Source organism: Hymenobacter actinosclerus (assembly GCF_900111515.1).
Lineage (GTDB): Bacteria > Bacteroidota > Bacteroidia > Cytophagales > Hymenobacteraceae > Hymenobacter > Hymenobacter actinosclerus.
Map to the genome: position 1 here is coordinate 160,555 of NZ_FOHS01000004.1, position 26,301 is coordinate 186,855.

Below are 26,301 nucleotides of genomic sequence, written 5' to 3' on the forward strand. Positions count from 1 at the left end.
GAAGGGGTTAGCTTTCTTCCAGCAGCGTAAACTCCAGCGCCAGCGGGTCAAAGGCGTCGAGGAGCTGGGCAATAAAGTCGGGGTTGTTGATGAGGATATTGAGCACATTGTCGGAGCGCTCCTGGAGGCCGCCGTTGGGCAGCAGCTTCTCGCGCAGGCCATCGAGCTGCTGGTAGGCGGTTTCGTGCTTGGCTTCGGCGGCTTTGCTGAGGCGCTTTTCCAGGTTGCCCAGCATGCCGCTGGCCTTTTGCTGTTCGGCGGCTACGGCTTTCACCAGCGTGGGGTCAAGGCGCTGGGCCAGCGCAGCTACCTGCTCGAAGGCGGCGGCCAGCTGCTGCTGCTGCTGGCTCAGGTCCACTTCCTCCTGGCCCAGGTGCGCGGCCAGTTGCTGTTTAAGGGCCGGCAGCTTCTCGAAAACGGCGGTGCTATCGAGCCCCAGCTTGCGCAGCTTGGCGGCGTTGGCCTTGCTGATAAACTGGGCCGAGTTGCGCAGCAGCACTATCGGGAACGGTACGCCGTTTTCCTCGAACACGCCCTTCAACTGGAACCAATAGGCCACCTCGGCCCCGCCCCCGATGTAGCACAGGTTGGGCAGCAGCAGCTCCTGGTACAGCGGCCGTAGCACCACGTTGGGGCTGAACTGCTCGGGGTGGGCGGCGGCTAAGGCCAGCAGCTCGGGCCGGCCCAGGGCTTTGGGCGCGCCGTTGATGGTCAGCGTCACTGAGTCGGTGGTCTGGTCGTATTCCAGCCGCTCGCGCTGGCCTTTTTCAGTGATAAAGAACAGGTTGAAGGGCCGGGCGTACACCTGGGGCTTGTAGCCGGCGGCCTCCAGGCGGGCGTCGGTGGCCTGCACCGCCTGGTAGGAGGCTTGGTCGCGCAGCTCGCGCTCCAGCACCGGGGCCAGGGCCTGCTTGAGCGCCGGCACATCGGCATCGAGGCTCAGCAGCCCGTACTCGCCAAACAAGCCCAGCGCCAGCCGGTGCGTGGCCTCGGCCAGCGTCCTGGATTGGGCGTAGGCGTCGCGGAACAGCGACGGCACATCGGCCGGCAACTGGTCGAGCACCTGTTCCTGCAACCCGTCTAGCGCCATGCGGCCCACGGGCGCGCCGGTTTCGGCCGTCTGCCACTCGTACTGCTTGCCGAACAAACTGAAATGGTTGATTTCGGCGAAATCGTGGTCTTCGGTAGCCAGCCAGTACACCGGCACGAAATCGTAGTGCGGGTACGCCGCCTTCAGCTGCCGGGCCAGCTTAATGGCCGACACAATCTTGTAGATAAAGTACAGCGGCCCGGTGAACAGGTTGAGCTGGTGGCCGGTGGTTACGGTAAACGTCGTGGCCTTTTCCAGTAGCGCGAGGTTAGCCTGTACGGCGGCGGGGGCTTCGGGCAGGCTGGCGTACTGCTGCTGCAGGGCCGCTACCAGCCGCTGCCGGGCCTCGGGCGAGTAGGCGGCCTGCTTCTCCTTTAGCTGCTCGGCAAACGCTGCCAGTGTTGGAAAGCGGTGGTAGAAGGGCTGCAGGGTGTCTTTCTGGGCCAGGTAATCAACCAGCAAGGAAGAAAAGGCGCCGGTTTCGGCGTAGGGAAGCGTAGTGACAGTCATGGGCGGATGGGGTAATCCGGCTATAACCGGCCAGACGCCACAAAGTAACGGGTAGTTTCTCGGTTACCCGGATTTGGGTACGCAATCAGGGCGCGCAAAGCCCTATAACGGGTTCCCGCAGAGGTGCGCAGAGCGAAACCGCAGTGGTTCGCAGTGTTCTGCTGGCCTTCAAACCGCAGCCGAATAAACCGGCTCAGGCTCGCCAGAACCGCATTTCCAGCGAGATGCGGGTGGCGTCGGGGTTCAGGTTGAGGGCCCCGCCGTGCAGCAGGTAGGGCGAAAACAGCAGCACCTCGTTCGGGCCGGGGTTGGGGCGCAGTAGGTGCAGCGGCTCGGCAGCGCTTTTAATGGCGGGCACGCTGTAGGCCGTGCCGTGGTACACGGCCCCTGCGGCCGTGCGCTCGGTGCGGCTTTCGGGCCAGCGGTGGCTGCCAGGCACGAGGGTCAGCGACGAGTCGGCGGTGCTGCCGGCCACGGGGAAATAGATGTTCAGGCCGTCGCGCAGCCGGTCGAGCCAGGTGTCGCGGTGCAGGGGGTTGTTGTCGGTGCGGCCGGGGCGGGCCAGGCGCAGATGAAACCCCTGGTGGCCGTTGTGAGGGTTGAGCATCCGCACCGGATGGCCGCACAGCTCACTCACGCGGGCTTCGAGCCGGCTCAAGGGCACGGGCAGTTCTTCGAGCGGGTATTGCTTGGTTTGCTCCACTACCGCCAGATGCCGGGCCTGGTCGTCGCCGATAAGGCGGTGGTAGTCTGCCACCGGCCAGCCGGCGGGCACGGGCAGGCCGATGCGGCGGAGCGCCAGCCGCACTTTGTCGGCCAGACCTTCCCGGAGAACCGTATTTTCCGCTTCACTCAGAAACGTGGCCACCACGTACCCGGCCGCACTCCAGGGGCAGCCGGCCGTCAGGTCGTCGTCGGAATCCAGCAGCACCCGCTCGTCGGCCGGGGCCGTTTCGCCCTGCACTTCGTAGTTGACTTCGCGTTGGTTTATCGATAGTTTCATAAAGATCCTGCCGCTGGCTTTGACACAATCAGAAAACGCCCCAGGGCTGAAACTCTGGGCTACGGAGCGCGCCAACCGGAACGCTGCATAGCCCAAGGCTTCAGCCCTGGGTATAGAGGACGGATGGGCCTAAACCAGCCGGCCGTACAAATCGAAATCCGAAGCCTCCGTTATTTCCACCTGCGCGAAGTCGCCGAGGCGCACGTAGGTATCGGCGGTGGCGGGCACCAGCACTTCGTTATCGACCTCGGGCGAGTCGTACTGGGTGCGGCCCACGAAGTAGCCGCTTTCCTTGCGGTCGAAGAGCACTTTGTAGGTCTGGCCGATTTTCTGCTCGTTGAGCTCCATCGAAATGCCCTGCTGCAGCTCCATAATCTGGTCGGCGCGGTCCTGCTTTACCTCGGCGGGCACGTCGTCTTCGAGGGTATACGAGTGCGTGTTGTCCTCGTGCGAATAGGTGAAAATGCCCAGCCGGTCAAAGCGGGTGTCTTCCACGAAGCGGTACAGGTCCTCGAAATCCTGCTGGGTTTCGCCGGGGTGGCCGGCAATGAGGGTGGTGCGCAGGGCAATGTCGGGCACGCGCTGGCGGATGGTGTCGACCAGCTCGCGGGTGCGGCGCTGGCTGATGCCGCGGCGCATGGTTTTGAGCATGTTATCCGAAATATGCTGCAGGGGCATATCCAGGTACTTGCACACGTTGGCGCGCTCGTTCATCACATCGAGCACATCAAGCGGGAACTGCGAGGGGTAGGCGTACTGCATCCGGATCCAGTCGATGCCTTCCACATCCGACAAGTGGCGCACGAGGTCGGCCAGCTTGCGGGTGCCGTAGTGCTGGAGGCCGTAGTAGGTCAGGTCCTGGGCAATGAGAATCAGCTCCTTGGTGCCCATGCCGGCCAGGCGCTTGGCCTCGCGTACCAAGTCCTCGATGGGGCGGTCGGTGTGCTTGCCGCGCATGAGCGGGATGGCGCAGAACGAGCAGGGCCGGTTGCAGCCCTCGGCAATCTTGAAGTAGGCGTAGTGCGCGGGCGTAGTCAGCAGCCGCTCACCCACCAGCTCGTGCTGGTAGTTGGCCTCCAGCTTCTTCATCAGCTGGGGCAGCTCCAGGGTGCCGAAATAGGCATCGACTTGCGGAATCTCGCGCTCCAAGTCATCCTTGTAGCGCTGCGAGAGGCAGCCCGTCACGTAGAGCTTCTCCAGCCGGCCGGCCTCCTTTTCGTCGGCGTAGCGCAGAATGGTGTCGATGCTCTCCTGCTTGGCGTTATCAATAAAGCCGCAGGTGTTGATAATGACGATGTTGGCGTCGCTGGTGTCGGCTTCGTGGGTTACCTCGAACTGGTTGGCCCGGAGCTGGCCCATGAGCACCTCCGAGTCGACGATGTTCTTGGAGCAGCCGAGGGTGATGACGTTGACTTTATTGGCCTGCTGGCTTCTTACTTTCATGCTGGGGTGGGAAGGCGGGCGGCCGGGCAATTCTTTCTACCTGAGAAACTTGCCCGCTTTTAGCCCGCGGCGAAATTCGGACCGCAAAGGTACGACCCCGGCAACGCCTTTTCCTAAGCAGAAGGTTTCTTTGTAGTTGAGTGGGTAGATAGACAGCAAAAAAGAGCGTCATGCTGAGCTTGCCGAAGCATCTCTACCGCAGTGCTAATTTCGTCTGATTAGCACTGCGGTAGAGATGCTTCGGCAAGCTCAGCATGACGCTCTTAGTAGTCGTTCTCTACTTCTTGAACAGCGAATTCACGAACGTGGTCCTATCAAACAGCTGCAAATCGGTCATCTTCTCGCCCACGCCGATGTAGCGCACCGGCACCTGCAATTGGGCCGAAATGCCGATAACTACGCCGCCCTTGGCTGTGCCGTCGAGCTTGGTGATGGCCAGCGCCGATACGTCGGTGGCTTTGGTGAACTCCTGGGCCTGCAGGTAGGCGTTCTGGCCGGTGCTGCCGTCGAGCACCAGCAGCACCTCGTGGGGCGCGTCGGGTATCACCTTCTGCATCACGCGCTTGATTTTGCTCAGCTCGTTCATCAGGTTCACCTTGTTGTGCAGGCGGCCGGCCGTGTCAATAATTACCACGTCGGCGCCCATTGCCACGCCTTTCTGCACCGCGTCGAAGGCCACGGCGGCCGGGTCGGTGTTCATGCCGTGCGAAATAACCGGCACGCCCACCCGCTCGCCCCAGATGATGAGCTGGTCGACGGCGGCAGCCCGGAACGTATCGGCCGCGCCCAGCACCACCTTCTTACCGGCCGAGTGGAAACGGTGGGCCAGCTTGCCGATGGTGGTCGTTTTGCCCACCCCGTTCACGCCCACCACCATAATCACGAAGGGCTGGCCGGGGCTGTCGGGCCTATCCAGGATGGCGCGCGAGCCGGTGGCGCTGCTGTTGGCGTCGAGCAGGCCCACGATTTCCTCGCGCAGAATCCGGTCGAGGTCACCGGTGCTCACGTACTTGTCGCGGGCCACGCGCTTTTCGATGCGCTCAATCACCTTCACCGTCGTGTCGATACCCACGTCGGCGTGCACGAGCATGGTTTCCAGGTCGTCGAGCACCGCCTCGTCCACGGTGCTGCGGCCGGCCACGGCCTTGCTGAGCTGGTCGAAGAAGCTGGTTTTGGTTTTCTGCAACCCCTCATCGAGGGCCTGCTGCTGCTCCTTGTTTTCCTTGTCCTTCTTGAAAAAGTCGAAGAGGCCCATAAGTGGGTGGGGTCTGGGTTGGTGGGGTCCGGGGGACTGAGTCAACAAAGAACGTCATTCTGAGCAGAGCGAAGAATCTGGCGTGCCAAAGTAGCCCCTGCGTTAGAGGTTACTGTAGCCCGCGAGATTCTTCGCTCTGCTCAGAATGACGTTCTGGTTTCTCAAAAAATCTATATGCAAAAAAGTCCCACGCTGGCGGGACTTCTTCACTTCGTATCAGGCAGCCCCACAGGGGCCTGCGGCTACTTAACGCCGCTGGTGATATACTCCTGTACTTTGTCAACGGGTACCATTTCCTCGCGGAACGTGTAGGCACCGGTTTTCTCCGACTTCACCGCGCGAATTACCTTCGCCCAGTCTTTGCCGGTAGCGGTCTTCAGGGTTGCTACTACTTTCTTTGCCATGACGCGGGTTACTTAATTTCCTTGTGAACGGTCATCTTACGCAGCACATTGTTGAATTTCTTCAACTCGATGCGCTCGGGCGTGTTCTTACGGTTCTTGGTGGTGATGTAGCGCGAGGTGCCCGGCTGCCCCGAGTTCTTATGCTCAGTGCATTCAAGGATTACCTGCACCCGGTTGCCTTTCTTAGCCATCTCGACGGGGTTTTTGGATTAAGGACTGCAAAGGTACAAGGGAAATCGGCAATGCCAAATAGTTTGTTGATAATTGGGCCTTTAGGACGCCCATGATAGCACAGGTATCCTATCCCGGGCTTCTGGTCTGATAAACAGAGGCGATGAGAAGAGATTTTAAAGGATTAATGACAAGCTCAAGCCCCTTGCGGCCGGGGCTGAAGCTCATGTTCTTCAGCGCCAGCGTAAGCGCTTTGCCGGCAGCCCCCTGCGGCTGGCGGAGGCGGGGGCGCAAAACTGCTGCTGCCCTGGAACCCAACTGCCTCGGCGGTTGTATCTTTGCGCTATGATGATGCTAGACCTGCCCGTAATTTCCAAGCGTGATATCCGCAAACTCAGCCCCGACGAGTTGAAGGGCTTTATGGTGGAGCACGATGAGAAACCCTTCCGGGCCAAGCAGGTAAGCGAGTGGCTGTGGAAGAATACGGCCGGCTCGTTCGAGGAGATGAACAACATCAGCCTGGCCACCCGCGAGCTGCTGGCGCGCCACTTTGTTATAAACGGCGTGCAGGTGCAGAACCAGCAGGTCAGCAACGACGGTACCATCAAATCGGCCTTCCGGCTCTACGATGGCAACATTGTGGAGGGCGTACTCATTCCGCACGACACGCGCATGACGGCCTGCATCAGCTCGCAGGTGGGCTGCTCGCTCACGTGCAAGTTCTGCGCCACCGGCTACATGGACCGCAAGCGCAACCTCGATGCGGCCGAGATTTACGACCAGGTGGTGCGCATTCGCGAGCAGTGTGAGGCCCAGTACGGCACGCCGCTCACCAACATCGTGTACATGGGCATGGGCGAGCCGCTGCTCAACTACGCCAACGTTATCAAGAGCATCGAGCGCATCACGGCCCCCGACGGCCTGAACATGGCCCCGCGCCGCATCACCATCAGCACCGCCGGTATTGCCAAGATGATCAAGAAGCTGGCCGACGACGGCGTGAAGGCCAACCTGGCCCTGAGCCTGCACGCGCCCAACGACACCAAACGCAACGAAATCATGCCCATCAACGAGGCCAACTCGCTGGCGGCCCTGGAGGAGGCGCTCAAGTATTACCACCAGGCCACCGGCCGCAAGGTAACCTACGAGTACATCGTGTTCGAGAGCTTCAACGACACGCTGCAGGACGCCGAGGAGCTGTTTCAGATTTCAAAGTGGCTGCCCTGCAAGGTGAACCTCATCGAGTACAACCCCATCGAAAACGCCGATTACCGCAACACCGGCGAGGCCAAGCTGCTGGCCTTCCACAAGTACCTGGCCGACCGGGGTGTGCAAACTAACCTGCGTCGCAGCCGTGGTAAGGATATCGACGCCGCCTGCGGGCAGCTGGCCGTGAAGCAGCCCCAGGAAACGGCCGGGTAGCTGCCTGACGCTGGCAATTCCGCCCACGGGAGTGTGGGCCCTACAAGAGAAGATTTGCAAGGCAGGCCGCTAGTTTAGCGGCCTGCTTTTTTGGGGTCACTTAGCAGTACCATAATCTCGGGACATTTTTCGCTCATTTTCAGGGCGAGCTTGATGCCAAGGGCCCGCAACTTCTCCTGGTCCTCGAAAATGTCTTCACCATACACCGCCTTCATCTCTTCCATATGGTCAAGCATATACGGGGTGAGGGCGCTTTGAAATAAGGCCTGATTTTGTGCCAGCGTGAATGTCTTTTGACCCTTCATTTTCACTCGTTGCTCCATATCGCCGCACATCTGGGTGGCCATTGGCGTTAACACCGCTTCTTCGGCCGGGTTGCTCACTGCTTGGTCTTTGGTGAGTTGCTGGGCCCCGAGGCGCATAATCATAGGTCGGCTCACCGGGCACTCCCGGAAAAGCCATAGCCCCACTTTGCGGCCCATTACCTCGCCGCTACTTTGGGCCTGATCGGGGTCAGCGGCGATTCTTTTCATGAGCTCGGGGTTGCCCGCCAGGCTCACGAGCATCAGGCGTATGAACAGCTGCTTGGTATCTTCCTGGCTGAGCGCGTCGAGCGGCCGCTTCCGGTTTTCGGCCACCAGCTGCCGGCAGATATCGGCCCCGATAGAGGCGACGATCTTGCTTTCAGCTAAACTGTCGGTGGGAGAAACGGCTTGCGCTGTTCCGCGGAAAGCGGGGAGACACAGCGCGACTAGTACGAGGCTGAGGCGGATAATAAAGGCTTCCATAAGCCCGAAAGTACGCGAAGTTAGATGGCCGGCAAACTCCGCCAGGCAATGCAACCGGCTCGGTGCTCACCCCCGCTACCCCCGCCATTTGCCCTCGGCGGGCGGACGGCCGGTGGCTTTTTCGGCGGCGCTTTCGCCCTGGGGCACCACGCGGGTTTCGATGCGTACGGCGTGGGCCTTAGGCTGCACTTTCTGGCCGAAGGCGTCGGCGAATTCCTGGGTGAACTCGGCCCCGAAGAAGAGGATGAGCGAGGAGTAGTTGATCCAGAGCAGCAGCACAATGGCGGAGCCGGCCGCCCCGAAGGCCGAGCCGGGGCTGGCTTTGGCGATGTAAAAGGCAATCAGGAACTTACCCAGCACGAAGAGCAGGGCCGTAATGAAGGCGCCCACGCCCACATCCTGCCAGCGGATAATGGCATCGGGCAGGAAACGGTAGATAAGGGCGAACAGCAGCGTGGTGACTCCAATGGAAAGCAGCAGGTCGACCATCTTAATGGCAAACACGCCGATGGCCGGAAACCACTCCTGCAGTTGCGCCGTGAACACGCTGAGCACCGCACTGATAACAAATGAAACCAGCAGCAGCAGCGCCACGCTCAGAATCAGGCCGAACGACAACAGCCGCTGCTTGAGAAACTGCCCGATACCCATGCCCTGCGTTTCCACGCGCAGATTCCAGATGTCGTTGATGCTGCTTTGCAGCGTGACGAAAAAGGTGGTAGCGGCGAAAATCAGGGTGCCCAGGCCGATAACGGTGGAAATCGTGCCCTGCTGCTTGATGGTGAACTCGGCAATGCTGTTCTGCAGAAATTCGGCCGAGTCAGGACCAATCAGCCCCCTTAGCTGCCCGTAAATCTGGCCCGTTACGGCTTCGTTGCCATACACGGTGCTGGCCACCGTAATGACGATGAGCAGCAGCGGCGGCAGCGAGAAAATAGTGTAGTACGACAGGGCCGCTGCGTGGCGGAACGAGTTGTTGTCGATGAAGGCGCTGGCCGACGACTTAAATATGCCAACGACGTCGGAAAAACGGTAATGATGAGCCATGCGAATAGAAGAACGGGTAGTACCTGCAGCTTGCTACTACGGCAGCAATCGGGCGGGCGTTCAACCAGAGTAGCCGAAAGGTTGTTGCTTTGCTCCCACAAGCTGCCTGCCTGTTGGGGCGGCGGCGTGCCCCGGATACCTTTCTTCCTCAGTTGTTAATCCCTGAAAACCATGCGTAAACCTGCTTTCTTGCTGCTGCTGGCCCTGGGCTCGGCCGCAGCCGCCTGCCAGCCCCAGTCGGCCACCACACCGGCCGCCAAATCCGGCTCGCCGCTGCCCGCCGTAGCGGCCAACGGCTCGTATCCGGCCGCCGAGGGCTTCGATGCGGCCGGCTCCGATGCCCGCGCCCTGGCCCTGGCCGACCAGGTGATGGCAAAGATGGGCGGCTACGCCGGCTGGCAGCAAACCCGCCTGCTGGGCTGGGACTTCCTCGATGGCTCGTACCAGCTCTGGGACAAGCAAACGGGCGACTTTCGCTGGCAGAAAGACAGCACCGTGGCCCTCTACAACCTGGGCACCAGGCAGGGCAAAGCCTACCGCGCGGGCCGCGACATTTCGGCCACGCCCGACGGCGAGAAGCTGCTCGGCCGCATGTACCCCATCTGGGTGAACAACTCCTGGTGGCTGCTGATGCCCTTCAAGCTCAAGGACTCGGGCGTGACGCTCACTTACAAGGGCCCCGGCCAGTTCATGAGCGGCCAGCCAGCCGAGGTGCTCCACATGACGTTTAAAAACGTGGGCGTTACGCCCGACAACAAGTACGAGGTGCTCATCAACCCCCAAACCCTGCTGGTAGAGGAGTGGGCCTATTTCCCCAAAGCCACCGACGCGCAGCCCGCCTTCCGCCGCCACTGGACCGGCTACCAGCAGTACGGCCCTATCCGCCTGGCCGCCGACCGCTCCGACGGTAAGGACGGCCGCGCCCTGGGCCACATTTCGGCCTCCACCACCGTGCCTGCCGGCCTCATGCAGAACCCCCGGCCGGTTGCTCCTCTCTAAGTCAAAAGATAAAAAGTCAAAAGTAAAAGCCGTTGAACAAGCCAAGTGCTAACGTTCAACGGCTTTTCCCTTTGACTTTTTATCTTTTGACTCACCCTTTCGCAAGTGTCCAGCGCAGCGTGGCAATGGGGGCCGTGTGCAGGGCCTCCGATAACTCGGCGTCGGAGTGAAACTGTAGCTGGCTAAGCTGGCTGACTTCGACGCTGACCTCGAACTGCTTTTCGCGGAAGGGCCAGGGGCTGACGTGCAGCGGGCCGGTAGGAGTGGGCTGGCTGATTTCGTGGGTGTGGCCGTCGGGGCCCTGGTAGATTTCGAGGGCCCGGCCCATCTCCGGGATTTCGTGGCGGCACAGAATCAGGCTGAGCCGGTCGCACCAGTGCAGCAGGGCGTAGGCGCGGTCGGTGTCGGCTTTTTTTAGTTGCAGCTCGCGCCGCCACTGCTTTTGGTGGGCCCGCTGCTCGTCGAGGAAGGCGTCGATTTCCCGGGTCTGGCCCCGTAGCTCCTCATAGAGCGTGCTCAGGTGCAGGCTCGTGAGCAAACTGCGCCAGCGGCCCTGGAAGCGGGCCGCCCGCAGCACGCCGGTGGCCTGCTCCAGCGAAAAGGGCTGCATGGTGAAGTTGGCCGGGGCGCCGGCGGGCGTCAGGCCGTAGTGGCCGGTCCAGGCGGGCTGTTCGTCGTCGTGCTGGGCGGCGGCGGCCAGCAGGCCCACCCACTGGTCGGGCGGCAGCAGGGTGGCGGGCCACTGGTGCAGCAGCTGGGCCGCCAGCAGCGCGTGGGCCTGCTGGTAGATAATCTGCCAGCCCTCGGGCACGTAGTTGACAATCATAGGTTCAGCAGGGTAGGGGGGGGGTAGCCGGTTGCGTCTGCCTGCTGAACGCAGCCCTGCGCGGCGGGTTGGCCAGGGCCCGACAAAAAAGCGCCCCGCCGGAGGGGCGGGGCGCTGGCGGTTTCGGGGCAAGGTTGAACTTGGCTACACGCCGGCCGGCTGCATCTGCTTCAAATGCAGCAGCATGTCGTCGGTCATTTTGTCAAGGTCGAAATCGGGCTGCCAGTTCCAGTCGCGGCGGGCGGGGGTGTCGTCGATGCTGGCGGGCCAGGAGTCGGCAATCTGCTGGCGCTGGTCGGGGCGGTAGCTGACCTGAAAATCGGGGTAGTGGCGGCGGATGCTGGCCACGATTTCGGCCGGGCTGAAGCTCATGGCCCCCAGGTTGTAGGAGCTGCGCACCGTCAGGCTCTCGGCGGGGGCGTGCATGAGGTCGAGCGTGGCTTTGAGCGCGTCGGGCATGTACATCATCGGCAGGTAGGTGTCTTCCTTGAGGAAGCACTCGAAGGCCTCGCCGGCCACGGCCTTGTGGTAGATGTCCACGGCGTAGTCGGTGGTGCCGCCGCCGGGCAGGCTCTTGTAGCCAATCAGGCCGGGGTAGCGCAGGCTGCGGATATCGAGGCCGTGCCTGCGGAAATACCACTCGCCCCACTGCTCGCCGGCCAGCTTGCTGATGCCGTACACCGTGTTGGGGTTCATGGTGGTGAGCTGGGGCGTGTTTTCGCGGGGCGTATCGGGCCCGAACACGGCAATGCTGCTGGGCCAGTACACCTGGCGCACGCCCAGCTCCACCGAGGCGTCGAGCACGTTGAACAGGCCGTCCATGTTCAGGCGCCAGCCAAACTTAGGCTGCTGTTCGGCCGTAGCCGAAAGTAAGGCGGCCAGATGGTACACCTGCGCGGGTTTGTAGCGGCGCATTACCTCGGTCAGGCGGGCCTGGTCGAGCACGTCGAGCAGCTCGAAGGGGCCGGCCTGGGTCAGCTCGGCATCCTGGGGCTGGCGCACATCGGCGGCCACTACGTTGGAGGCGCCGTAGAGGCGGCGTAGCTCGTGGGTGAGTTCGAGGCCCAGCTGGCCGCCGGCCCCGATAACGAGAATGGTGTCGCCGCTGGAGGTGGCAGGTGTAGTCATAAAAAAAGCGGGTGGGAAACGGAAAAAAATCCGGGGTGCGAAGTGCCGCAAAGATAAGGGGTTTGCCGCCCGTCTGCCCCGGTTACGGCTCCGGCCCGGTGCCCGTTCGGCCCGCAGTTGGAACTATCAGTTGAAAAATGGAATTTTACTCACCATGTCTGTTCTCCCCTCGCTGTTTCGACTGGTTTATCAGAGCCAGGCCACGCCGCCGTTCAACGAATGCATGCTCGATGCATTGCTCCGGAAGGCCCGCTCCCACAACCAGGCCCACCACCTGACCGGCCTGCTGCTGTACGTGGAAGGAGAATTTATGCAGGTGCTCGAAGGCCCCGAGCCGGCCCTGAGCCAGCTCTACGGCCGGATTCAGCAGGACCCGCGCCATATCGACGTGCGCACGCTGGCCTACGAGCCCATCACGGCCCGCGCCTTCCCCGACTGGCGCATGGGCTACGCGCAGGTCAGTCCGGCCGAAATGAGGCAGGCTACCGGGTTTCTGCCCCTGCTCCACACGCCCGGCCTAGCCACCCACCCGCCCGCCGAGCTGTGGGACTTGCTGCGCGGTTTCGTGCGGGGCGTGACCATGGACAAGTAAGGCGCCGGCAGGTTAGCTTCGCGCTCGAACTCCTTCTGCCACTTACCCTTCCCGACCGGATGAAGCGCCTGAACCTGCGGTGGCTGCTACTGCTTGCTCTGCTGACTACCGCCGGCAGCCGGCCCGTATGGGCCCAGCACCCGGCCCGGCCGCCCGTGTACCGCAACCTGGTGATGGAGGGCGGCGGCATCCGGGGCATTGCCTACGGCGGGGCACTGGCCGAGCTGGAGCGGCAGGGCCAGCTGCGCGAATTGCGCCGCGTGGGCGGCACCTCGGCCGGGGCCATTCAGGCGGCGCTGCTGGCCGTAGGCTACGCGCCGGCCGAGATTATCGGCATCGTGAACGAGCTGCCGGTGCAGCGCCTCAACGACGGGCAGTACATCTTTATCGGGGGCGGCGCCCGGCTGCTGAAACAGTACGGCTGGTACCGCGGCGACGCCTTTACCACGCTACTGGCCGAGCTGGTGGGCCGCCAGACCCAGCGCCCCGACCTCACGCTGGGCGAGTTGCACGAACTGGCCCAGCAGCAGCCCACCCGCTACCGCGACCTGTACACCACCGGCACCAACCTCACCCGCCAGTGCGTGCAGGTGTTCAGCTACGAAACCCACCCCCACCTGCGCGTAGCCGATGCCGTGCGCATCAGCATGAGTATCCCGCTCTACTTTCGGGCGGTGCTGCTCGATGCCGCCACCGGCCAGGTAGTGGCTCAGCCCGCCAAAGTCCAAGCCGTGGAAGTGCTGGTTGATGGCGGCCTGCTGGCCAACTACCCGCTCGATTTGTTCGACCACCCGCGCTACCTGAGCGCCCCGGCGCCGGCCGCGCCAACTGCTCTTGTTGCATCATCCGCTGTTGCAAAAAAAGATGCAGCACGTCCCGATTCGGCTGCCCGCTTCCGGAACCCCGAAACCCTGGGCCTGCGCCTCGACCGGCCCGAGCAGGTAGCCGTCGATACGCAGCCCGGCGGCCGGGCCCGGCTGGCCCCCTACGCCATCCAGGACTTGGGCTCCTACATCGGGGCTCTCTACACGGTGGCCCTCGAAAACCTCAACCCCACCCACGCCTCCGACTGGCCCCGCACCGTCAGCATCAGCACCGTGGGCTTCAACCCGAAAATCAAGCGCCTTTCGGCCCAGCAGAAGCAGCAGCTCATGGACAGCGGCGCAGCCGGCGTGCGGGAGTTTATGAGCCGCGTGCCGGAGGTGCGGTAGGTTGATAAGGTATTGACATTTAGTTGATAAACAATCAATAGAAATAAGCCTTTCCATCTATGCCGGTTGATACTGCTACCTTATTGGGCGTTTTCGTGTTGGTGCTACTGGTTGTCGTGCTGCCGGTAATGATGAGTGTAAACCAACACTGGCACGACAAAAAGCTTGTGCAACCTGTTGTTCAGTTTACTTATATATGGTGGCGCAACTTAAGCTTATGGTGGACTCTTTTGCAGACCTCGTTCGGGCTGGCGCTATTGGTTGCCGCCGGCCTGCTGGCTGTAAGATGGGGCCCCGGCCCCCTTACTTTTATAGCGGCGGCCGTGCTGCTGCTGGTGGCGTGGCGGCAATTTCCGGCCATTCGTTTGTACTGGACTTACTGGCAATGGGACGGCCAAGCGCGTCTTCGCTTCGACCGGGTGCAGAAGGTGGTGACGTATACCAATCGGGAAATCAACCTCACCTTTGCCGTATCAGCCGTAAGCGCGCTTTCGTTTTACCAGGAGGCCTGGTCCCGGCCGCCCAGCGCCGATTATAGCTACACCATGCTGCACCTTGCCGATGGCCGCCAGCTGGTTATTACCTCCCTGCTGTGCGACAGCTTGGACTGGATATCTTTAGTGCCCGCCGTAAAAACCGAAGTTATCACCCCTAGCTTTGCCTGGTTGCCTGCCGACACTACCTCCGGCCGGTTCTTCACGCCCTTCAACTAATCATCCTCTTTCATACTACCCCCGCCCATGTATACCACCCTTCAGCCCGACTTGCAGCAGCAGCTCCAGGAAATTAAAGACGCCGGCCTTTACAAGCAGGAGCGCGTGATTACCTCGCCCCAGGGCGCCGAAATCGACACCCAGCAGGCCGACGACGTGCTCAACTTCTGCGCCAACAACTACCTGGGCCTCTCGTCGCACCCGGCCGTAATTGAGGCCGCCAAGCAAACCATCGACTCGCACGGCTACGGCATGTCGTCGGTGCGCTTTATCTGCGGCACCCAGGATATCCACAAGGAGCTGGAGGCCAGGCTGGCCGAGTTCCTGGGCACCGAAGACACCATTCTGTACGCGGCAGCTTTTGATGCCAACGGCGGCGTGTTCGAGCCCTTGTTTGGCGAGCAGGACGCCATCATTTCCGACGCGCTCAACCACGCCTCCATTATCGACGGCGTGCGCCTGTGCAAGGCCCAGCGCTACCGCTACCAGCACAACGACATGGCCGACCTGGAAAAGCAGCTCCAGGACGCCGTAGCCAAGGGCAGCCGCCACCGCATCATCGTCACCGACGGCTCGTTCTCGATGGATGGCACCATCGCCCAGCTCGATAAAATCTGCGACCTGGCCGACAAGTACGAGGCCCTGGTGATGGTGGATGAGTGCCACAGCACTGGCTTTCTGGGCAAAACCGGCCGCGGCACCCACGAGTACCGCAACGTAATGGGCCGCGTCGACATTATCACCGGCACGCTGGGCAAGGCCTTGGGCGGGGCCATGGGCGGCTTCACCACCGGCCGCAAAGAAATCATTGAAATGCTGCGCCAGCGCAGCCGCCCCTACCTGTTCAGCAACACGCTGGCCCCGGCCATTGTGGGTGCCAGCCTGCGGGTGCTGGAGCTGCTGACTGAAAGCACCCAGCTGCGCGACCAGCTCGAAGAGAACACCAAGTACTTCCGTGAGCAGATGACGGCGGCCGGCTTCGACATCAAGCCCGGCGAGCACCCCATCGTGCCCGTTATGCTGTATGATGCCAAGCTGAGCCAGGAATTTGCGGCCAAAATGCTGGAAAACGGTATCTACGTGATTGGCTTCTACTTCCCCGTAGTGCCCAAGGGCCAGGCCCGCATCCGGGTGCAGCTGAGCGCGGCCCACACCCGCGCCCAGCTCGATAAGGCCATTGCCGCCTTTATTGCGGTGGGCAAGGAGCTGGAAGTTATCAAGTAAGCGTCGCTTCACAGGCTACTAAAACGGGCCCGTCGGCAACCAGCCGGCGGGCCCGTGTTGCGTGTGGGGCCGGAAACACTTGTCGCAAGCCGTCAGTTACATAGCTATGCTCCCGGCGAAAGCCTGCTGGCAGATAGATGCGTGACTATATTTAGGCCAATCAACCGCCCGCTGCCTGCCTTCCCTGCTATGGAAACCCTGTTCGAAAGTCCCCGCTTTGTTATCAGCTACGATGAAGCCAATGGCTGGCTGCACCTGCTCTGGCAGGGCCACCACAACGAAACCGAATCGAAGGCTTACGGGCAGAAGATTGTGGAAAAAGTGCGCCTGACCGGGGCGACCCGCGTGCTCAACGATGCCACGCTCGACCAGGACGGCTGGGGTGAACTGACACGCTGGATTGCCCTGGATTTTATGGGCCAGCTGGCCGAAGCGGGCATTGTAGCTGCTGCCTGGGTGCTGCCCGAAAACCTCAAAGCCCGCGCCGATGTGCTTAGAGTGCTGGCCCAGGTCAGCTGCCCGCTCATCGATACGTTCGTGGATGTGGAGGCGGCCTACAACTGGCTGAAAACCGGGGCCGTTATTGCCAATCCGGGCTGCTAGCAACCGGTTCGTTACGCCGCCATATCGGCCGCAGTAGTGGCCGCGGCGGCAGCCGGGCGGGCTTCGGCGTCGAACAGAAACTCGTTGAGGCGGGCGCGCAGGTCGGGGCCCGAGAGGTTGCGGAACACTTCGCCGCCGCGCACCACCGAAATCTGGCCGGTTTCCTCGCTTACCACCAGCACCACGGCGTCAGTTACTTCGGTCAGGCCGATGGCGGCGCGGTGGCGCAGGCCCATGGAGGCGGGCACATCGGGGTTTTCGCTCACGGGCAGAATGCAGCGGGCGGCCTTGATGCGGCCGTTGGCGATAATCACGGCGCCGTCGTGCAGGGGGCTGGTTTTGTTGAAGATGCTCAGCAACAGCCGCTTGCTCACGGCCGCGTCGAGCAAATCGCCCGAGTCGGCGAAGAACTTGAGGTCGGAGGCCATGCTGAAGGCAATCAGGGCCCCGGTTTCCTTGCCGGCCATGCTTTTGGCGGCTTCGATGAAGGGCGTCACGTTCATGCGGTCGGCGTTGGCCTCGCGCCGCCACGGAAACACCCGCAGCCGGCTGCCGAAACTGGTGGCCTTGCCCACGTTGAGCAGAAACCGCCGGATTTCCTGCTGAAACAAAATGATGCCGGCCAGCACACCCACGCTCATAAACTGGCCCAGAATGCTGGTCAGCAGCTCCATGCCGGCCGCCTTCACCACCAGGTAAAACAGGTAGAGCGACATGAAGCCCAGGAAAACCTTGAGCGCCACGCTGCCCGTCAGCAGCTTATACAGCTGGTAAAATAGGGTCGTGACCAGCAGCACGTCCACGACGTCAATCCAGCCAATGCGCAGAAAGCCGATGCTGAAAGAGCCAATCACGGAGAAATCGGGGAAGAGGTGGGCGGAAAGGTATTCGATACGAGCTGGATAGTTTGTACGGCTTCGGCTACGTCGTGGACGCGCAGCAGCCGGGCCCCGCCGCGCAAAGCCAGGGTGTTGAGGGCGATGGTGCCGGCCAGCGCCGCCTCGGGCTGAAGACCCAGCGGCTTGTAGACCATGCTTTTGCGCGAGAGGCCCGCCAGCAGCGGCAGGTTCAGCAGATTCAGTTCGGGCAGCCGCCGCAGCAGCTCGTGGCTCTGGGCCGGCGTTTTGGCGAACCCGAAGCCGGGGTCGAGCACCACATCGGTTACGCCGTGGGTGCGCAGGGCGGCCAGCTTATCGCGAAAATAGCAAATCAGCTCCAGTATCAGGTCCTGTTGGTAATCGGTGTGGCGGGTCATAGTTTGGGGCGTGCCGCGCAGGTGCATCAGGATGTAGGGCACGCCCAGGCGGCCGGCGGTAGGCAGCATGTCGGCATCGAGCGTGCCCCCGCTGATATCGTTGAGGATGTCGGCCCCAGCGGCTACGGCCTCCACGGCCACCTCGGCCCGAAACGTATCGACCGACAGAAAAGCCTCGGGAAATTCGCGCCGCATGGCTTGCAGGGCGGGCAGCAGGCGGCGCTTTTCTTCGTCCACGGAAATATCTTCGGCACCGGGGCGCGAGGAGTAGCTGCCCAAATCGAGCACGGCGGCCCCGGCGCGCAGCATGGTTTCGGCCCGGCGCAGCAACTCGGTTTCGGAGCCCACGCGGCTGCCTTCGTAGAACGAGTCGGGCGTGAGGTTGAGGATGCCCATCACCCGCGGGCGGCGCAAATCGAGCACCCGCCCACCGGGGCAGCGCAGGGTTTGGGCCGGTGAAAAGCACGTATCTTGCATGGGTATTGAGGTTTTTTAGGGACTGAGGGTCCGGTTGGCCTGGAAGAACGTCATTCAGAGCGGAGCGAAGAATCTCGCGTGCTGATATTGCAATGCTACTCTGACGTCAGGGGTTAGTTTGGCACGCGAGATTCTTCGCTCCGCTCAGAATGACGTTCTTCCAGGCCAACCGGACCCCAATCAACCCGGACCCCCACAAAATAGCCGCAAAAACTTGGAGAATCAAACGCAGCAGCAATACGACCGGGTAATTGCGCAGTGCCGGACGCTGTTTCTGGCCAAGACCCACGACTACGGCACGGCCTGGCGCATCCTGCGCCTGCCCAGCATCACCGACCAGCTCTACATCAAGGCCCAGCGCATCCGCAGCATTCAGGAAAAGGGCACCCAGTTGGTAGCCGACGGCGTGGAAGACGAGTTCGTGGCCATCGTCAACTACTGCCTGATTGCCCTCATGCAGCAGCAGCTACCCCCCGACGCGCCCCTCGACTTGGAACCCGCCGCCGTGGCCCGCGCCTACGACGAGCAGGTGGCGGCCAACCGCGCGCTGCTGTTCGCCAAAAACCACGACTACGGCGAGGCCTGGCGGCAGATGCGCATTGAAAGTATAACCGACATTATCCTCATGAAGCTGCACCGCACCAAGCAAATCGAGGATTTGGGTGGCCAGACCAAGGTATCGGAAGGCGTGGAGGCCAACTACCGCGACATGCTCAACTACGCCGTGTTCGTGCTGATAAAGATGGGGATGGGGAAGCTGTAGAGACGCATATTTGCGTCTCGTCGTTGAACAGGACCGTGGCCACGTCATCATGCAACGGTACCGTTCAACGCCGAGACGCAAATATGCGTCTCTACATTGTTCTCCGTTCTCCTTCTAAGCCGCATCTTTGCCCCTAAGCCTCCACGACCCTGACCATGAAACAATTTACCCGAATCTGCTGGCTGCTGCTGGGCGCGGTCTTTATCTTCTCGGGCCTCATCAAGCTCAACGACCCGGTGGGCACGGCCCTTAAGCTGGAGGAGTACTTCGAGGTTTTCTCGCGCGACTTCGGCTCGTTTTTCAAGATTTTCCTGCCCCACACCCGTCTGCTGAGTATTTTCCTCAGTTCGCTGGAAGTGGTGCTGGGCGTGGCCGTGCTGCTGCGCTGGATGCTGCGCCAGACGCTGTGGGTGCTGCTGGCGCTGCTCGTGTTCTTCGGCTTCCTCACCTTCTACTCGGCCGCCTTCAACAAGGTAACCGACTGCGGCTGCTTCGGCGACTTCATCAAGCTCACGCCCTGGCAGTCGTTTGCCAAGGATCTGGTGCTGCTGGGTTTGTGGGCGGTGGTGTTCTTCAACGAGCGGTACCTGCGCCGGGTGTTTGCCCGCGGTACGCTGGGCGTGATGTACATCACCATTGCCTCGGCCGTGGCCATTGGTATCGGCGTGCGGGCGCTGGGCCATTTGCCCTACTTTGATTTTCTGCCTTACAAGGTCGGCAACGACATCGGGCAGTTGATGAAGCCCCGCGAGCAGGCCCGCTACCAGTACGTGATGGAGCGCAACGGCGAAAGCAAAACCTTCGCCGACTACCCCACCGACTCGACCTGGAAATATAAGAGTATGGAAGTGCTCAACCCCGAAGCCAGCCGCCCCGTCATCACCGACTTCGCTATTTTTGATGCGGAAGGTACCGACCACACCCAGGAGGTGCTCACCGGCAACAAGCTGCTGCTGATTGTGCAGGACGTGAACAGCGCCGACCGCGACCGGTTCAAGGAAATCAACCGCCTGCTGGAGGGCGCCGCCAAGTCGCGTAGCCAGATCAAGCCCCTGATTATCACCAGCAGCAGCCCCCAGCAGTTCGACGCCTTCCGCCACGACGTGAACCTGCCCGGTACCTACTACTTCGCCGACGCCACCGTGCTCAAGTCCATGATCCGCTCCAACCCCGGCTTTATCCTGCTCCAAAACGGCGTCGTCCTGAGCAAATACCACTACCACGACATTCCGGTGGTAAGCAAGCTGGAGGAAGCCCTCTGATTTAGTTGTCAGTTATTCGTTGCCAGTTGTTAGAACGGTCTGACAACAAATAACTGACATCTGACAACTAACAATCAATGATTCGCTTTATTCTGAGCCGACTTTGGCAGGGGGCGCTGGTGTTGGTGGGCGTGGCCTGTACGGTGTTTTTCCTGTTTCAGGTGCTGCCCGGCGACCCGGTGGCCCTGCTGGCCGGCCAACGCTCCGACGAGGCCACCCGCGCCGCCATTGCCGCCGACCTGGGCCTCGACCAGCCCCTGCCCGGCCAGCTGCTGGGCTACCTCAACGATGTGTCGCCGCTGGGCCTGCACCCGCGCGACTCGGCCGGCGTGGCCCGCTACGGCGGCCTCACGCTGCTGCCGCTGGGCGGCGAGCGGGCCGTCGTGCTGAAAGCGCCCTACCTGCGCCGCTCCTTCCAGAGCAACAAGGAAGTGCTGGCCATTCTGCTCGACCACTTTACCGGCACGCTCTGGCTGGCGCTGGCCGCCATGCTGCTGGCCACGGTGGTGGGCATCGCGCTGGGTATCGTGGCCGCGCTACGGGCCCACACATGGCTCGACCGCATGCTGGTTTCGACCTCCATTCTGGGTATTTCGGTGCCCTCGTTCGTGGCCGGTATTCTGGTGGCCATCACGTTTGGCTACTACTGGAGCGCATACACCGGCCTCAACCTCACGGGCCAGCTCTACGAAACCGATCCGTTCACGGGCCGGCATCTGGTGCTGAAAAACCTGCTGCTGCCGGCCCTGGCGCTGGGCGTGCGGCCGCTGGCCATCATCGTGCAGCTCACCCGCTCGTCCATGCTCGACGTGCTCAGCCAGGATTACATCCGCACGGCCCGCGCCAAGGGCCTCTCGGAATACCGGGTGGTGGTGGGCCACGCGCTCAAAAACGCCCTGAACCCGGTAGTCACGGCCGTATCGGGCTGGCTGGCCTCGCTCATGGCGGGCGCCTTCTTCATCGAGTACATCTTCAACTGGAAAGGCTTAGGCACCGTCACGCTCCGCGCCGTCGAGAACCTGGATTTTCCGGTCGTGATGGGCGCCACCGTGTTCATTGCTGCGCTGTTCGTGCTGGTCAACATCGTGGTCGATATCCTCTACGCCCTGCTCGACCCGCGGGTGAAGCTGGGCTGAATATCAACAATGTAGAGACGCATATTTGCGTCTCTACATTGTTGCTACTACATTCAAAACCATGCGTCTATACCTGATTGGCATGCCTGGTGCGGGCAAGAGCACTCTGGGGCGCACCCTGGCGCTGGGCTACGGGGTGCCATTCGTGGACTTAGACGAAGAAATTGTGCAGCGGGAGCAGCGCAGCATCTCCGAGCTATTCGCGCAGGAAGGGGAAGACTATTTCCGGCAGTGCGAGGCCGATGCGCTGCGGGCCGTGCTGGCCCGGCATCCGGCCCTGGTGCTGGCTACCGGCGGGGGCACGCCCTGCTTCCACCACAACTTGGAGCTGCTGCTCGAAACCGGCCTGACGCTCTATCTGGCCGTGCCCGTGCCCGAGCTGGTGCGCCGGCTGCGGCCCGCCGCCGCGGCCCGCCCGCTGCTGGCCGCCGCCCCCGATGCCGCCGCCCTCGAAGCGCGCCTGCATGAAACCTTAGCCGCCCGCCAGCAGTTCTACGACCGTGCGCCGTTGCGCTGCACCGCCCCCACCTGCTCGCCCGAAACCGTCCGGCGGCTGGTAGCGCGTTACTCCACTACCGCCTGAGTGCCCGGAACCCACCTTTGCGTGGGGTTTGTGTATTTTTGTGCTTTCAACATTCATGTATTGGTATGAATACTGTCCCCGAAACCGCGGAAATGAACGCCCCGTTGGTAACGCCGGTCAAAACGCCCGACGCCATCAAACCCAAGCATAAGGGCTCTGCCCGCCTGTTTGAAAACCCTGTGCTGGAGCGGCTCACCCACACGCACATTGCCGGCCCGCTCACTATCTTCTTTCTGGTGGCGGCCGTGAGCCTCTACTATAGCCTGAGCCGCGGCCTGCTAACGGGCCTGTCGGCGTTCGGCCTGTTTCTGGGCGGCTGGCTGTTGTTCACGCTGGCCGAGTACCTCATGCACCGCTACGTGTACCATATTGATACCAGCACCCCCGCCCGGGCAAAGTTTCAGTACACCATGCACGGCGTGCATCACGAGTTTCCCAAAGACAAAACCCGCCTGGCCATGCCACCCATCCTGACGGTGTTTGTGGCCTCGCTGCTGTTCTTCATCTTCCGCTTCACTTTCGGTAATGCCGGCTTTGGCATTCTGGCTGGCTTCGTGTTCGGCTACGCGCTTTACCTGTTCGTGCACTACGCCCTGCACGTGTACGCACCGCCAAAGAACTTCCTCAAGTTCTGGTGGCACCACCATGCCATGCACCACTACAAGCAGGAAGAAATTGCTTTCGGCGTCAGCACCACCCTCTGGGACCATATCGTGGGTACCATGCCCGCCAAGAAGGGTAAGTAGATAATTCGAGTGCGCAGCTAGTTTTTACTTTAAAGCCGCTAACCCAAAAGGTAGCGGCTTTTTGTTTGGTTGCCTAGTTATCGGCGTAACGCTTAAAACAGGAAAGAGCTTGAAAATAGAAATGTAAACATGAGGTCTTTTGTTTTGATAAAAATTGGATTGATTATATAAATAACCTCTCCATAGCTAGTTTATATCAAGTAAGTTATAATATTGCAATTGGTTTCGGCACAATGATTTGCCGGAGCAATTGTGATCAATACTTTCCTTTTCTGCTATGAAGAAAAATTACTTGCTGTTCGTCGGACTGCTATTGGGGCTGGTACCGGCTGCGCGGGCACAATACGAGTTCAAAGACGCCGCCGATGCCAGTTCCAACGGCCTGGGCCCATATGAGCAGAGCTTCAATACGCTGAGTGGTACTGTGCCCTTCACTAACAACACGACCATACCGGGTGTATATGCGCAGGCCTTTGTCAACGGTGCTCCATACCAGCCTCTGGGTCTCCTAGCCAACGATGGTTCAAATTCTGGGGAGGGCTACTACCACTTCGGGACAGTAGGCAGCTCTGACCGGTCTTTTGGGGGGATTGCAGCCCTCAGTACAGGTACTGGCATTGGCTACGTTGGTATCCGCTTCAAAAACAGCTCCGGCAAACCTATCAAAAACCTGGAGGTGCAGTATGCCATGGAGCAGTGGTACAACTCGGGCCGCCAGGATGCTGCCTCGGTATCGGTGTCGTACCAGATGGGCGGCACGGTTGCCGACCTGCTTACTGGTACCTGGACTGATGTGCCGGAGTTGAAGGTGGATGCCCCTTCTACGGCCACTGTAATTGCCAGCCGCGACGGTAATTCGCCCTCCAATCGGCGCGTCCGCCAGACCACCATCGAAAACATTAACCTAGCTGCTGGGCAGGAGGTGATGATTCGCTGGGGCTATGCACTCAACACCAATACCAACGGCAACGGTCTGAGTATTGATGATGTAGTGGTTACACCGCAAACCAACGTGTTCTACTCAAAGGCTACCGGACAGTTGAATGTGCTGGGTTCCTGGGGCCAGAGCATAGACGGTACGGGCGTGAGCCCAACCAGTTTCACTGCCGACAACACCACCTACTACGTGCAGGGGGCTGAAGCTGACCGCATCAGCACAACCTGGACGGTAAGCGGGGCCAACTCAAAAATTGTGGTGGGTACGGCCACCACCCCGGCCACGCTCCGGATCGAATACAATAAGAATATCAGTGGTCGCATCGACGTCAGCAACAACTCGGTGCTCCTAAATCGGCACACTCCTACTGCCACATACGGGCCGGTGGGCTTCACGTTCGGCGCGTTGGGCCGCACTAGCACCGTCGAGTACAATAGCAATGACACGGAGCACCTTATTCTACCAGCTCAGTACGGTAACCTGAAGGTGTCGGGAGCGGGGGGTAAGCGGCTTGCTTCCACCGTTATCGTCAATGGCAACCTGGATTTGAGCAGCTCGGCGCGCTTGGTGCTGGACAATTACTCACTCACCATCAACAAAGGAGGGAGCCTGTTGAATTCGAGCCCGACGGCTTACGTGGTGACCAACGGCAAAGGCACGCTGCGTCAGACGGTGGCCAACTCCGGGACTGATGTATTGTTCCCGGTCGGCTCGTCGGCTACCAGCTACACGCCGGCGGCACTGCAGCAGCCCAACAGCACCACGGCCCGTAACGAGGATGTGTATGGGGTGCGCGTAATTGATAATGTATACACCACCTACGACAATGCCGGCACGGGCACGACGGTGATTAACAAGGAGAGCGTAAAGAAAACCTGGCTGGTTGATGAGGAAGTGTCGGGTAACTCCGATGTGACGATGACGCTGCAGTGGAACGCAGCCGACGAAACGCCTGCTCCCAATGCCTTCGACCGAACAAAAGCCTACATCAGCCACTATTCGGCCGGAACTTTTGACAAGCCGGCCAGTAGTGCCGCTACGACTGGCACTACTCCCAATGCATACAAGCTGACGCAAACGGGCATTACCAGTTTTTCACCTTTCGTGGTGTCGTCGCGGCCGCGTGGGGTGCTGCCTGTTACCCTGCTTAGTTTTGGGGCCCGCCGGGCGCAGCAAGCGGTGCTATGCGAGTGGCGCACGGCCCAGGAACTCAACAACGACTACTTTATAGTGGAGCGCAGTCTGAGTGGCACCGGTTTCGTGGCCGTGGGTACAGTAACCGGACGTGGAACCACTACCACCGAGCAGCAGTATCGGTTTGTCGATCAGCAGGCTCCCACAGGTCTGGTCTACTACCGCCTGCGTCAGGTTGATACCGACGGTACGGAAACCTACTCGGCAGTTGTAACCATAAGCGCCAATGCAACAGCGGCCGACTACCTAGTGACTGTGACGCCTAACCCCGGTACAGGGCTTTACCAGTTAGTGGCCCCGGCTACGGGCCGGCCGGCCGAGATATTCAACGTGCTGGGCAGCCAAGTACAGACCGTGGCCGCTGACGGGCGCATCAACCTGCAGGCGCAGCCGGCGGGCGTGTATCTGCTCCGTTTGTACCTGCCCGAAGGGCCCCGCTCTATTCGGATAATTAAGGAGTAGGGTGTTGCACACTCAGCCAACCAAAAAGGCCACCCGGTTACGGGTGGCCTTTTTGGTTGAGCTATTGTTCAGGAGTTAGCCGCGCATTTTGCGGACAATAAACCAGAGAAGCAGAACGAGCAGGAACACGCCAATCAGCCCCGTCCAGGCGCCGGCTTTGAAGATGGTGCCGATGGCGTCGCAGCTGCTGAGCGAGAAAGTCAGCAATACCAGTAGGGCCGCAGAGAGAGGAAAGCGTAGCGTATTCATAAGCCAGAGAAGCGAGTAAACAGTTGGTTCCCGAGTATCCGGGTCTGGACTGATGTACTGTGCCTGTTGGCAAAAGGTTAGTTCAACCATAACCAAAAAGCCACAAGGGCCGCTTATCCGTAGATAAGCGGCCCTTGTGGCGTTGCGCTCCCTCCTGGGCTCGAACCAGGGACCCTCTGATTAACAGTCAGATGCTCTAACCGGCTGAGCTAAGGAAGCGGTTATGGCGGCGTTTTCTGCCGTTGCTGGTGCAATATTAAGGCAAAGTTCGGGAAGCACCAAACCCGGCTTTCAAAAAAATGGAGGTTATTTTTCTAGTTCGTGATTGTCAGGGTATTGCCCGAGAGGGCGGTGCTGTAGCGGCGCAGCGGCAGCGTGGCCGGACCGCCCTGGGGTTGGCCGGTAAAGCCAAACTGCGACTGGCAGCAGGGGTCGAAGAGGCGCAGATAGGGCTCGATGCGCACCCGGGCGCAGGTGTCCTGGGGCTGATAGGGGCAGGTGCGGTCGAAGGCCAGGTAGGAACCGGCGTTCTGGCGCACTACAATCAGGCCCCGCAGGCCGCCTTTATGGTACACGGCTCCGTTGTCGAAGCGCAGGGCACTGTTCTGCTGATCGGTCAGGAACAGCACCTCGTTTACAATGGTCAGCGGAATCTGGGGCTGGGCGCTGCTGCCCGAGTTGCAGGCGGCCACGCCCAACGCAGTGGCGGCCAGCGCGCAAAAACCAAGGAAACGGGAAGAAGCCGGTACAAAACGCATACAGCAAAACGAAGAATTGAGCCTTGGCACTGCCAACGCATCTCGGTGTC

At 61.1% G+C, this 26,301-nt stretch carries 27 protein-coding genes and 1 tRNA gene; 13 read left to right on the plus strand and 15 right to left on the minus strand.

Annotation, left to right across the window (positions count from 1 at the left end):
* Nucleotides 1-7: 7 nt before the first annotated feature.
* From bshC to rpmG, 6 genes are all read right to left on the minus strand, one after another.
* Nucleotides 8-1,600, minus strand: coding sequence for a bacillithiol biosynthesis cysteine-adding enzyme BshC (bshC, locus tag BMY67_RS15440; protein ID WP_092773236.1), 1,593 nt, complete (start codon nucleotides 1,598-1,600; stop codon nucleotides 8-10).
* A gap of 193 nt (nucleotides 1,601-1,793) precedes the next feature.
* The gene (locus tag BMY67_RS15445; RefSeq protein ID WP_092773238.1) at nucleotides 1,794-2,603 is read right to left on the minus strand and encodes a phytanoyl-CoA dioxygenase family protein; all 810 of its coding nucleotides are present in this window, start codon (nucleotides 2,601-2,603) and stop codon (nucleotides 1,794-1,796) included.
* A gap of 129 nt (nucleotides 2,604-2,732) precedes the next feature.
* A complete protein-coding gene (rimO, locus tag BMY67_RS15450) occupies nucleotides 2,733-4,046 on the minus strand; it encodes a 30S ribosomal protein S12 methylthiotransferase RimO (protein ID WP_092773241.1) in 1,314 nt (437 codons plus the stop codon).
* 277 nt (nucleotides 4,047-4,323) lie between these two features.
* Nucleotides 4,324-5,301 carry a signal recognition particle-docking protein FtsY gene (ftsY, locus tag BMY67_RS15455; RefSeq protein ID WP_092773243.1) on the minus strand — a complete coding sequence of 326 codons (978 nt, stop codon included), beginning with the start codon at nucleotides 5,299-5,301 and terminating at the stop codon, nucleotides 4,324-4,326.
* 242 nt (nucleotides 5,302-5,543) lie between these two features.
* Nucleotides 5,544-5,705, minus strand: a complete 162-nt coding sequence (locus tag BMY67_RS15460) for a DUF4295 domain-containing protein (RefSeq protein ID WP_092773245.1) — start codon at nucleotides 5,703-5,705, stop codon at nucleotides 5,544-5,546.
* An 8-nt stretch (nucleotides 5,706-5,713) separates the two neighbouring features.
* Nucleotides 5,714-5,896, minus strand: a complete 183-nt coding sequence (gene rpmG, locus BMY67_RS15465) for a 50S ribosomal protein L33 (protein WP_019946888.1) — start codon at nucleotides 5,894-5,896, stop codon at nucleotides 5,714-5,716.
* Nucleotides 5,897-6,221: 325 nt separating this feature from the next.
* Here rpmG and rlmN point away from each other — a divergent pair, with 325 nt between their 5' ends.
* The gene (gene rlmN / locus BMY67_RS15470) at nucleotides 6,222-7,298 is read left to right on the plus strand and encodes a dual-specificity RNA methyltransferase RlmN (RefSeq protein WP_092773247.1); all 1,077 of its coding nucleotides are present in this window, start codon (nucleotides 6,222-6,224) and stop codon (nucleotides 7,296-7,298) included.
* A 74-nt stretch (nucleotides 7,299-7,372) separates the two neighbouring features.
* Here the strand turns inward: rlmN and BMY67_RS15475 are convergent, their stop codons facing one another.
* On the minus strand, nucleotides 7,373-8,086 hold the full coding sequence (locus BMY67_RS15475; RefSeq protein ID WP_092773249.1) for a hypothetical protein: 714 nt from the start codon (nucleotides 8,084-8,086) through the stop codon (nucleotides 7,373-7,375).
* A gap of 75 nt (nucleotides 8,087-8,161) precedes the next feature.
* Nucleotides 8,162-9,133 carry a YihY/virulence factor BrkB family protein gene (locus BMY67_RS15480; RefSeq protein ID WP_092773251.1) on the minus strand — a complete coding sequence of 324 codons (972 nt, stop codon included), beginning with the start codon at nucleotides 9,131-9,133 and terminating at the stop codon, nucleotides 8,162-8,164.
* 171 nt (nucleotides 9,134-9,304) lie between these two features.
* On the opposite strand from BMY67_RS15480, the gene BMY67_RS15485 reads away from it, so the two are divergent.
* Nucleotides 9,305-10,132 (plus strand): hypothetical protein, encoded by an 828-nt coding sequence (locus tag BMY67_RS15485; RefSeq protein WP_143069857.1) that lies wholly within the window; start codon nucleotides 9,305-9,307, stop codon nucleotides 10,130-10,132.
* Nucleotides 10,133-10,223: 91 nt separating this feature from the next.
* On the opposite strand, the gene BMY67_RS15490 is transcribed toward BMY67_RS15485, so the two are convergent.
* Nucleotides 10,224-10,958, minus strand: coding sequence for a DUF3891 family protein (locus tag BMY67_RS15490; RefSeq protein WP_092773255.1), 735 nt, complete (start codon nucleotides 10,956-10,958; stop codon nucleotides 10,224-10,226).
* Between the two features lie 144 nt (nucleotides 10,959-11,102).
* A complete protein-coding gene (locus BMY67_RS15495; protein WP_092773257.1) occupies nucleotides 11,103-12,086 on the minus strand; it encodes an NAD-dependent epimerase/dehydratase family protein in 984 nt (327 codons plus the stop codon).
* A 154-nt stretch (nucleotides 12,087-12,240) separates the two neighbouring features.
* Between BMY67_RS15495 and BMY67_RS15500 the strand changes: the two genes are divergently transcribed.
* From BMY67_RS15500 to BMY67_RS15520, 5 genes are all read left to right on the plus strand, one after another.
* On the plus strand, nucleotides 12,241-12,678 hold the full coding sequence (locus BMY67_RS15500) for a BLUF domain-containing protein (protein ID WP_177189863.1): 438 nt from the start codon (nucleotides 12,241-12,243) through the stop codon (nucleotides 12,676-12,678).
* Between the two features lie 59 nt (nucleotides 12,679-12,737).
* Nucleotides 12,738-13,889 carry a patatin-like phospholipase family protein gene (locus BMY67_RS15505; protein WP_092773261.1) on the plus strand — a complete coding sequence of 384 codons (1,152 nt, stop codon included), beginning with the start codon at nucleotides 12,738-12,740 and terminating at the stop codon, nucleotides 13,887-13,889.
* 59 nt (nucleotides 13,890-13,948) lie between these two features.
* Complete coding sequence (locus BMY67_RS15510; RefSeq protein WP_143069858.1) at nucleotides 13,949-14,602, plus strand: PH domain-containing protein; 654 nt, start codon at nucleotides 13,949-13,951, stop codon at nucleotides 14,600-14,602.
* Between the two features lie 27 nt (nucleotides 14,603-14,629).
* The gene (kbl, locus tag BMY67_RS15515; protein ID WP_092773265.1) at nucleotides 14,630-15,826 is read left to right on the plus strand and encodes a glycine C-acetyltransferase; all 1,197 of its coding nucleotides are present in this window, start codon (nucleotides 14,630-14,632) and stop codon (nucleotides 15,824-15,826) included.
* Nucleotides 15,827-16,015: 189 nt separating this feature from the next.
* Nucleotides 16,016-16,429: a hypothetical protein gene (locus BMY67_RS15520; protein ID WP_092773267.1), complete on the plus strand. Its 414-nt coding sequence runs from the start codon at nucleotides 16,016-16,018 to the stop codon at nucleotides 16,427-16,429.
* A gap of 11 nt (nucleotides 16,430-16,440) precedes the next feature.
* Here the strand turns inward: BMY67_RS15520 and cdaA are convergent, their stop codons facing one another.
* Both cdaA and folP read right to left on the minus strand, forming a co-directional pair.
* Nucleotides 16,441-17,283 carry a diadenylate cyclase CdaA gene (cdaA, locus tag BMY67_RS15525; RefSeq protein WP_092773269.1) on the minus strand — a complete coding sequence of 281 codons (843 nt, stop codon included), beginning with the start codon at nucleotides 17,281-17,283 and terminating at the stop codon, nucleotides 16,441-16,443.
* Nucleotides 17,280-18,161 (minus strand): dihydropteroate synthase, encoded by an 882-nt coding sequence (gene folP / locus BMY67_RS15530; protein ID WP_092773271.1) that lies wholly within the window; start codon nucleotides 18,159-18,161, stop codon nucleotides 17,280-17,282. The genes cdaA and folP overlap by 4 nt, the downstream gene beginning before the upstream one ends.
* 214 nt (nucleotides 18,162-18,375) lie before the next feature.
* Here folP and BMY67_RS15535 point away from each other — a divergent pair, with 214 nt between their 5' ends.
* The 6 genes from BMY67_RS15535 to BMY67_RS15560 all read left to right on the plus strand — a co-directional run bounded on the left by BMY67_RS15535 (nucleotide 18,376) and on the right by BMY67_RS15560 (nucleotide 25,244).
* A complete protein-coding gene (locus tag BMY67_RS15535) occupies nucleotides 18,376-18,924 on the plus strand; it encodes a DUF1599 domain-containing protein (protein WP_092773273.1) in 549 nt (182 codons plus the stop codon).
* 155 nt (nucleotides 18,925-19,079) lie between these two features.
* Entirely contained in the window at nucleotides 19,080-20,186 is a 1,107-nt protein-coding gene (locus BMY67_RS15540; protein WP_092773275.1) for a BT_3928 family protein, read from the plus strand.
* A gap of 77 nt (nucleotides 20,187-20,263) precedes the next feature.
* Nucleotides 20,264-21,322 carry an ABC transporter permease gene (locus BMY67_RS15545; protein WP_092773277.1) on the plus strand — a complete coding sequence of 353 codons (1,059 nt, stop codon included), beginning with the start codon at nucleotides 20,264-20,266 and terminating at the stop codon, nucleotides 21,320-21,322.
* Nucleotides 21,323-21,383: 61 nt separating this feature from the next.
* Complete coding sequence (locus BMY67_RS15550; protein WP_092773279.1) at nucleotides 21,384-21,905, plus strand: shikimate kinase; 522 nt, start codon at nucleotides 21,384-21,386, stop codon at nucleotides 21,903-21,905.
* A gap of 65 nt (nucleotides 21,906-21,970) precedes the next feature.
* Complete coding sequence (locus BMY67_RS15555) at nucleotides 21,971-22,651, plus strand: sterol desaturase family protein (protein WP_092773281.1); 681 nt, start codon at nucleotides 21,971-21,973, stop codon at nucleotides 22,649-22,651.
* A gap of 277 nt (nucleotides 22,652-22,928) precedes the next feature.
* Nucleotides 22,929-25,244 carry a T9SS type A sorting domain-containing protein gene (locus BMY67_RS15560; protein WP_092773283.1) on the plus strand — a complete coding sequence of 772 codons (2,316 nt, stop codon included), beginning with the start codon at nucleotides 22,929-22,931 and terminating at the stop codon, nucleotides 25,242-25,244.
* Between the two features lie 75 nt (nucleotides 25,245-25,319).
* On the opposite strand, the gene BMY67_RS19375 is transcribed toward BMY67_RS15560, so the two are convergent.
* The 3 genes from BMY67_RS19375 to BMY67_RS15570 form a co-directional block, all read right to left on the minus strand.
* Entirely contained in the window at nucleotides 25,320-25,493 is a 174-nt protein-coding gene (locus BMY67_RS19375; protein ID WP_177189864.1) for a hypothetical protein, read from the minus strand.
* Nucleotides 25,494-25,638: 145 nt separating this feature from the next.
* Nucleotides 25,639-25,712 (minus strand) — tRNA-Asn (locus tag BMY67_RS15565).
* Nucleotides 25,713-25,807: 95 nt separating this feature from the next.
* Nucleotides 25,808-26,251: a Rieske (2Fe-2S) protein gene (locus tag BMY67_RS15570; protein WP_143069859.1), complete on the minus strand. Its 444-nt coding sequence runs from the start codon at nucleotides 26,249-26,251 to the stop codon at nucleotides 25,808-25,810.
* Nucleotides 26,252-26,301: the final 50 nt, after the last annotated feature.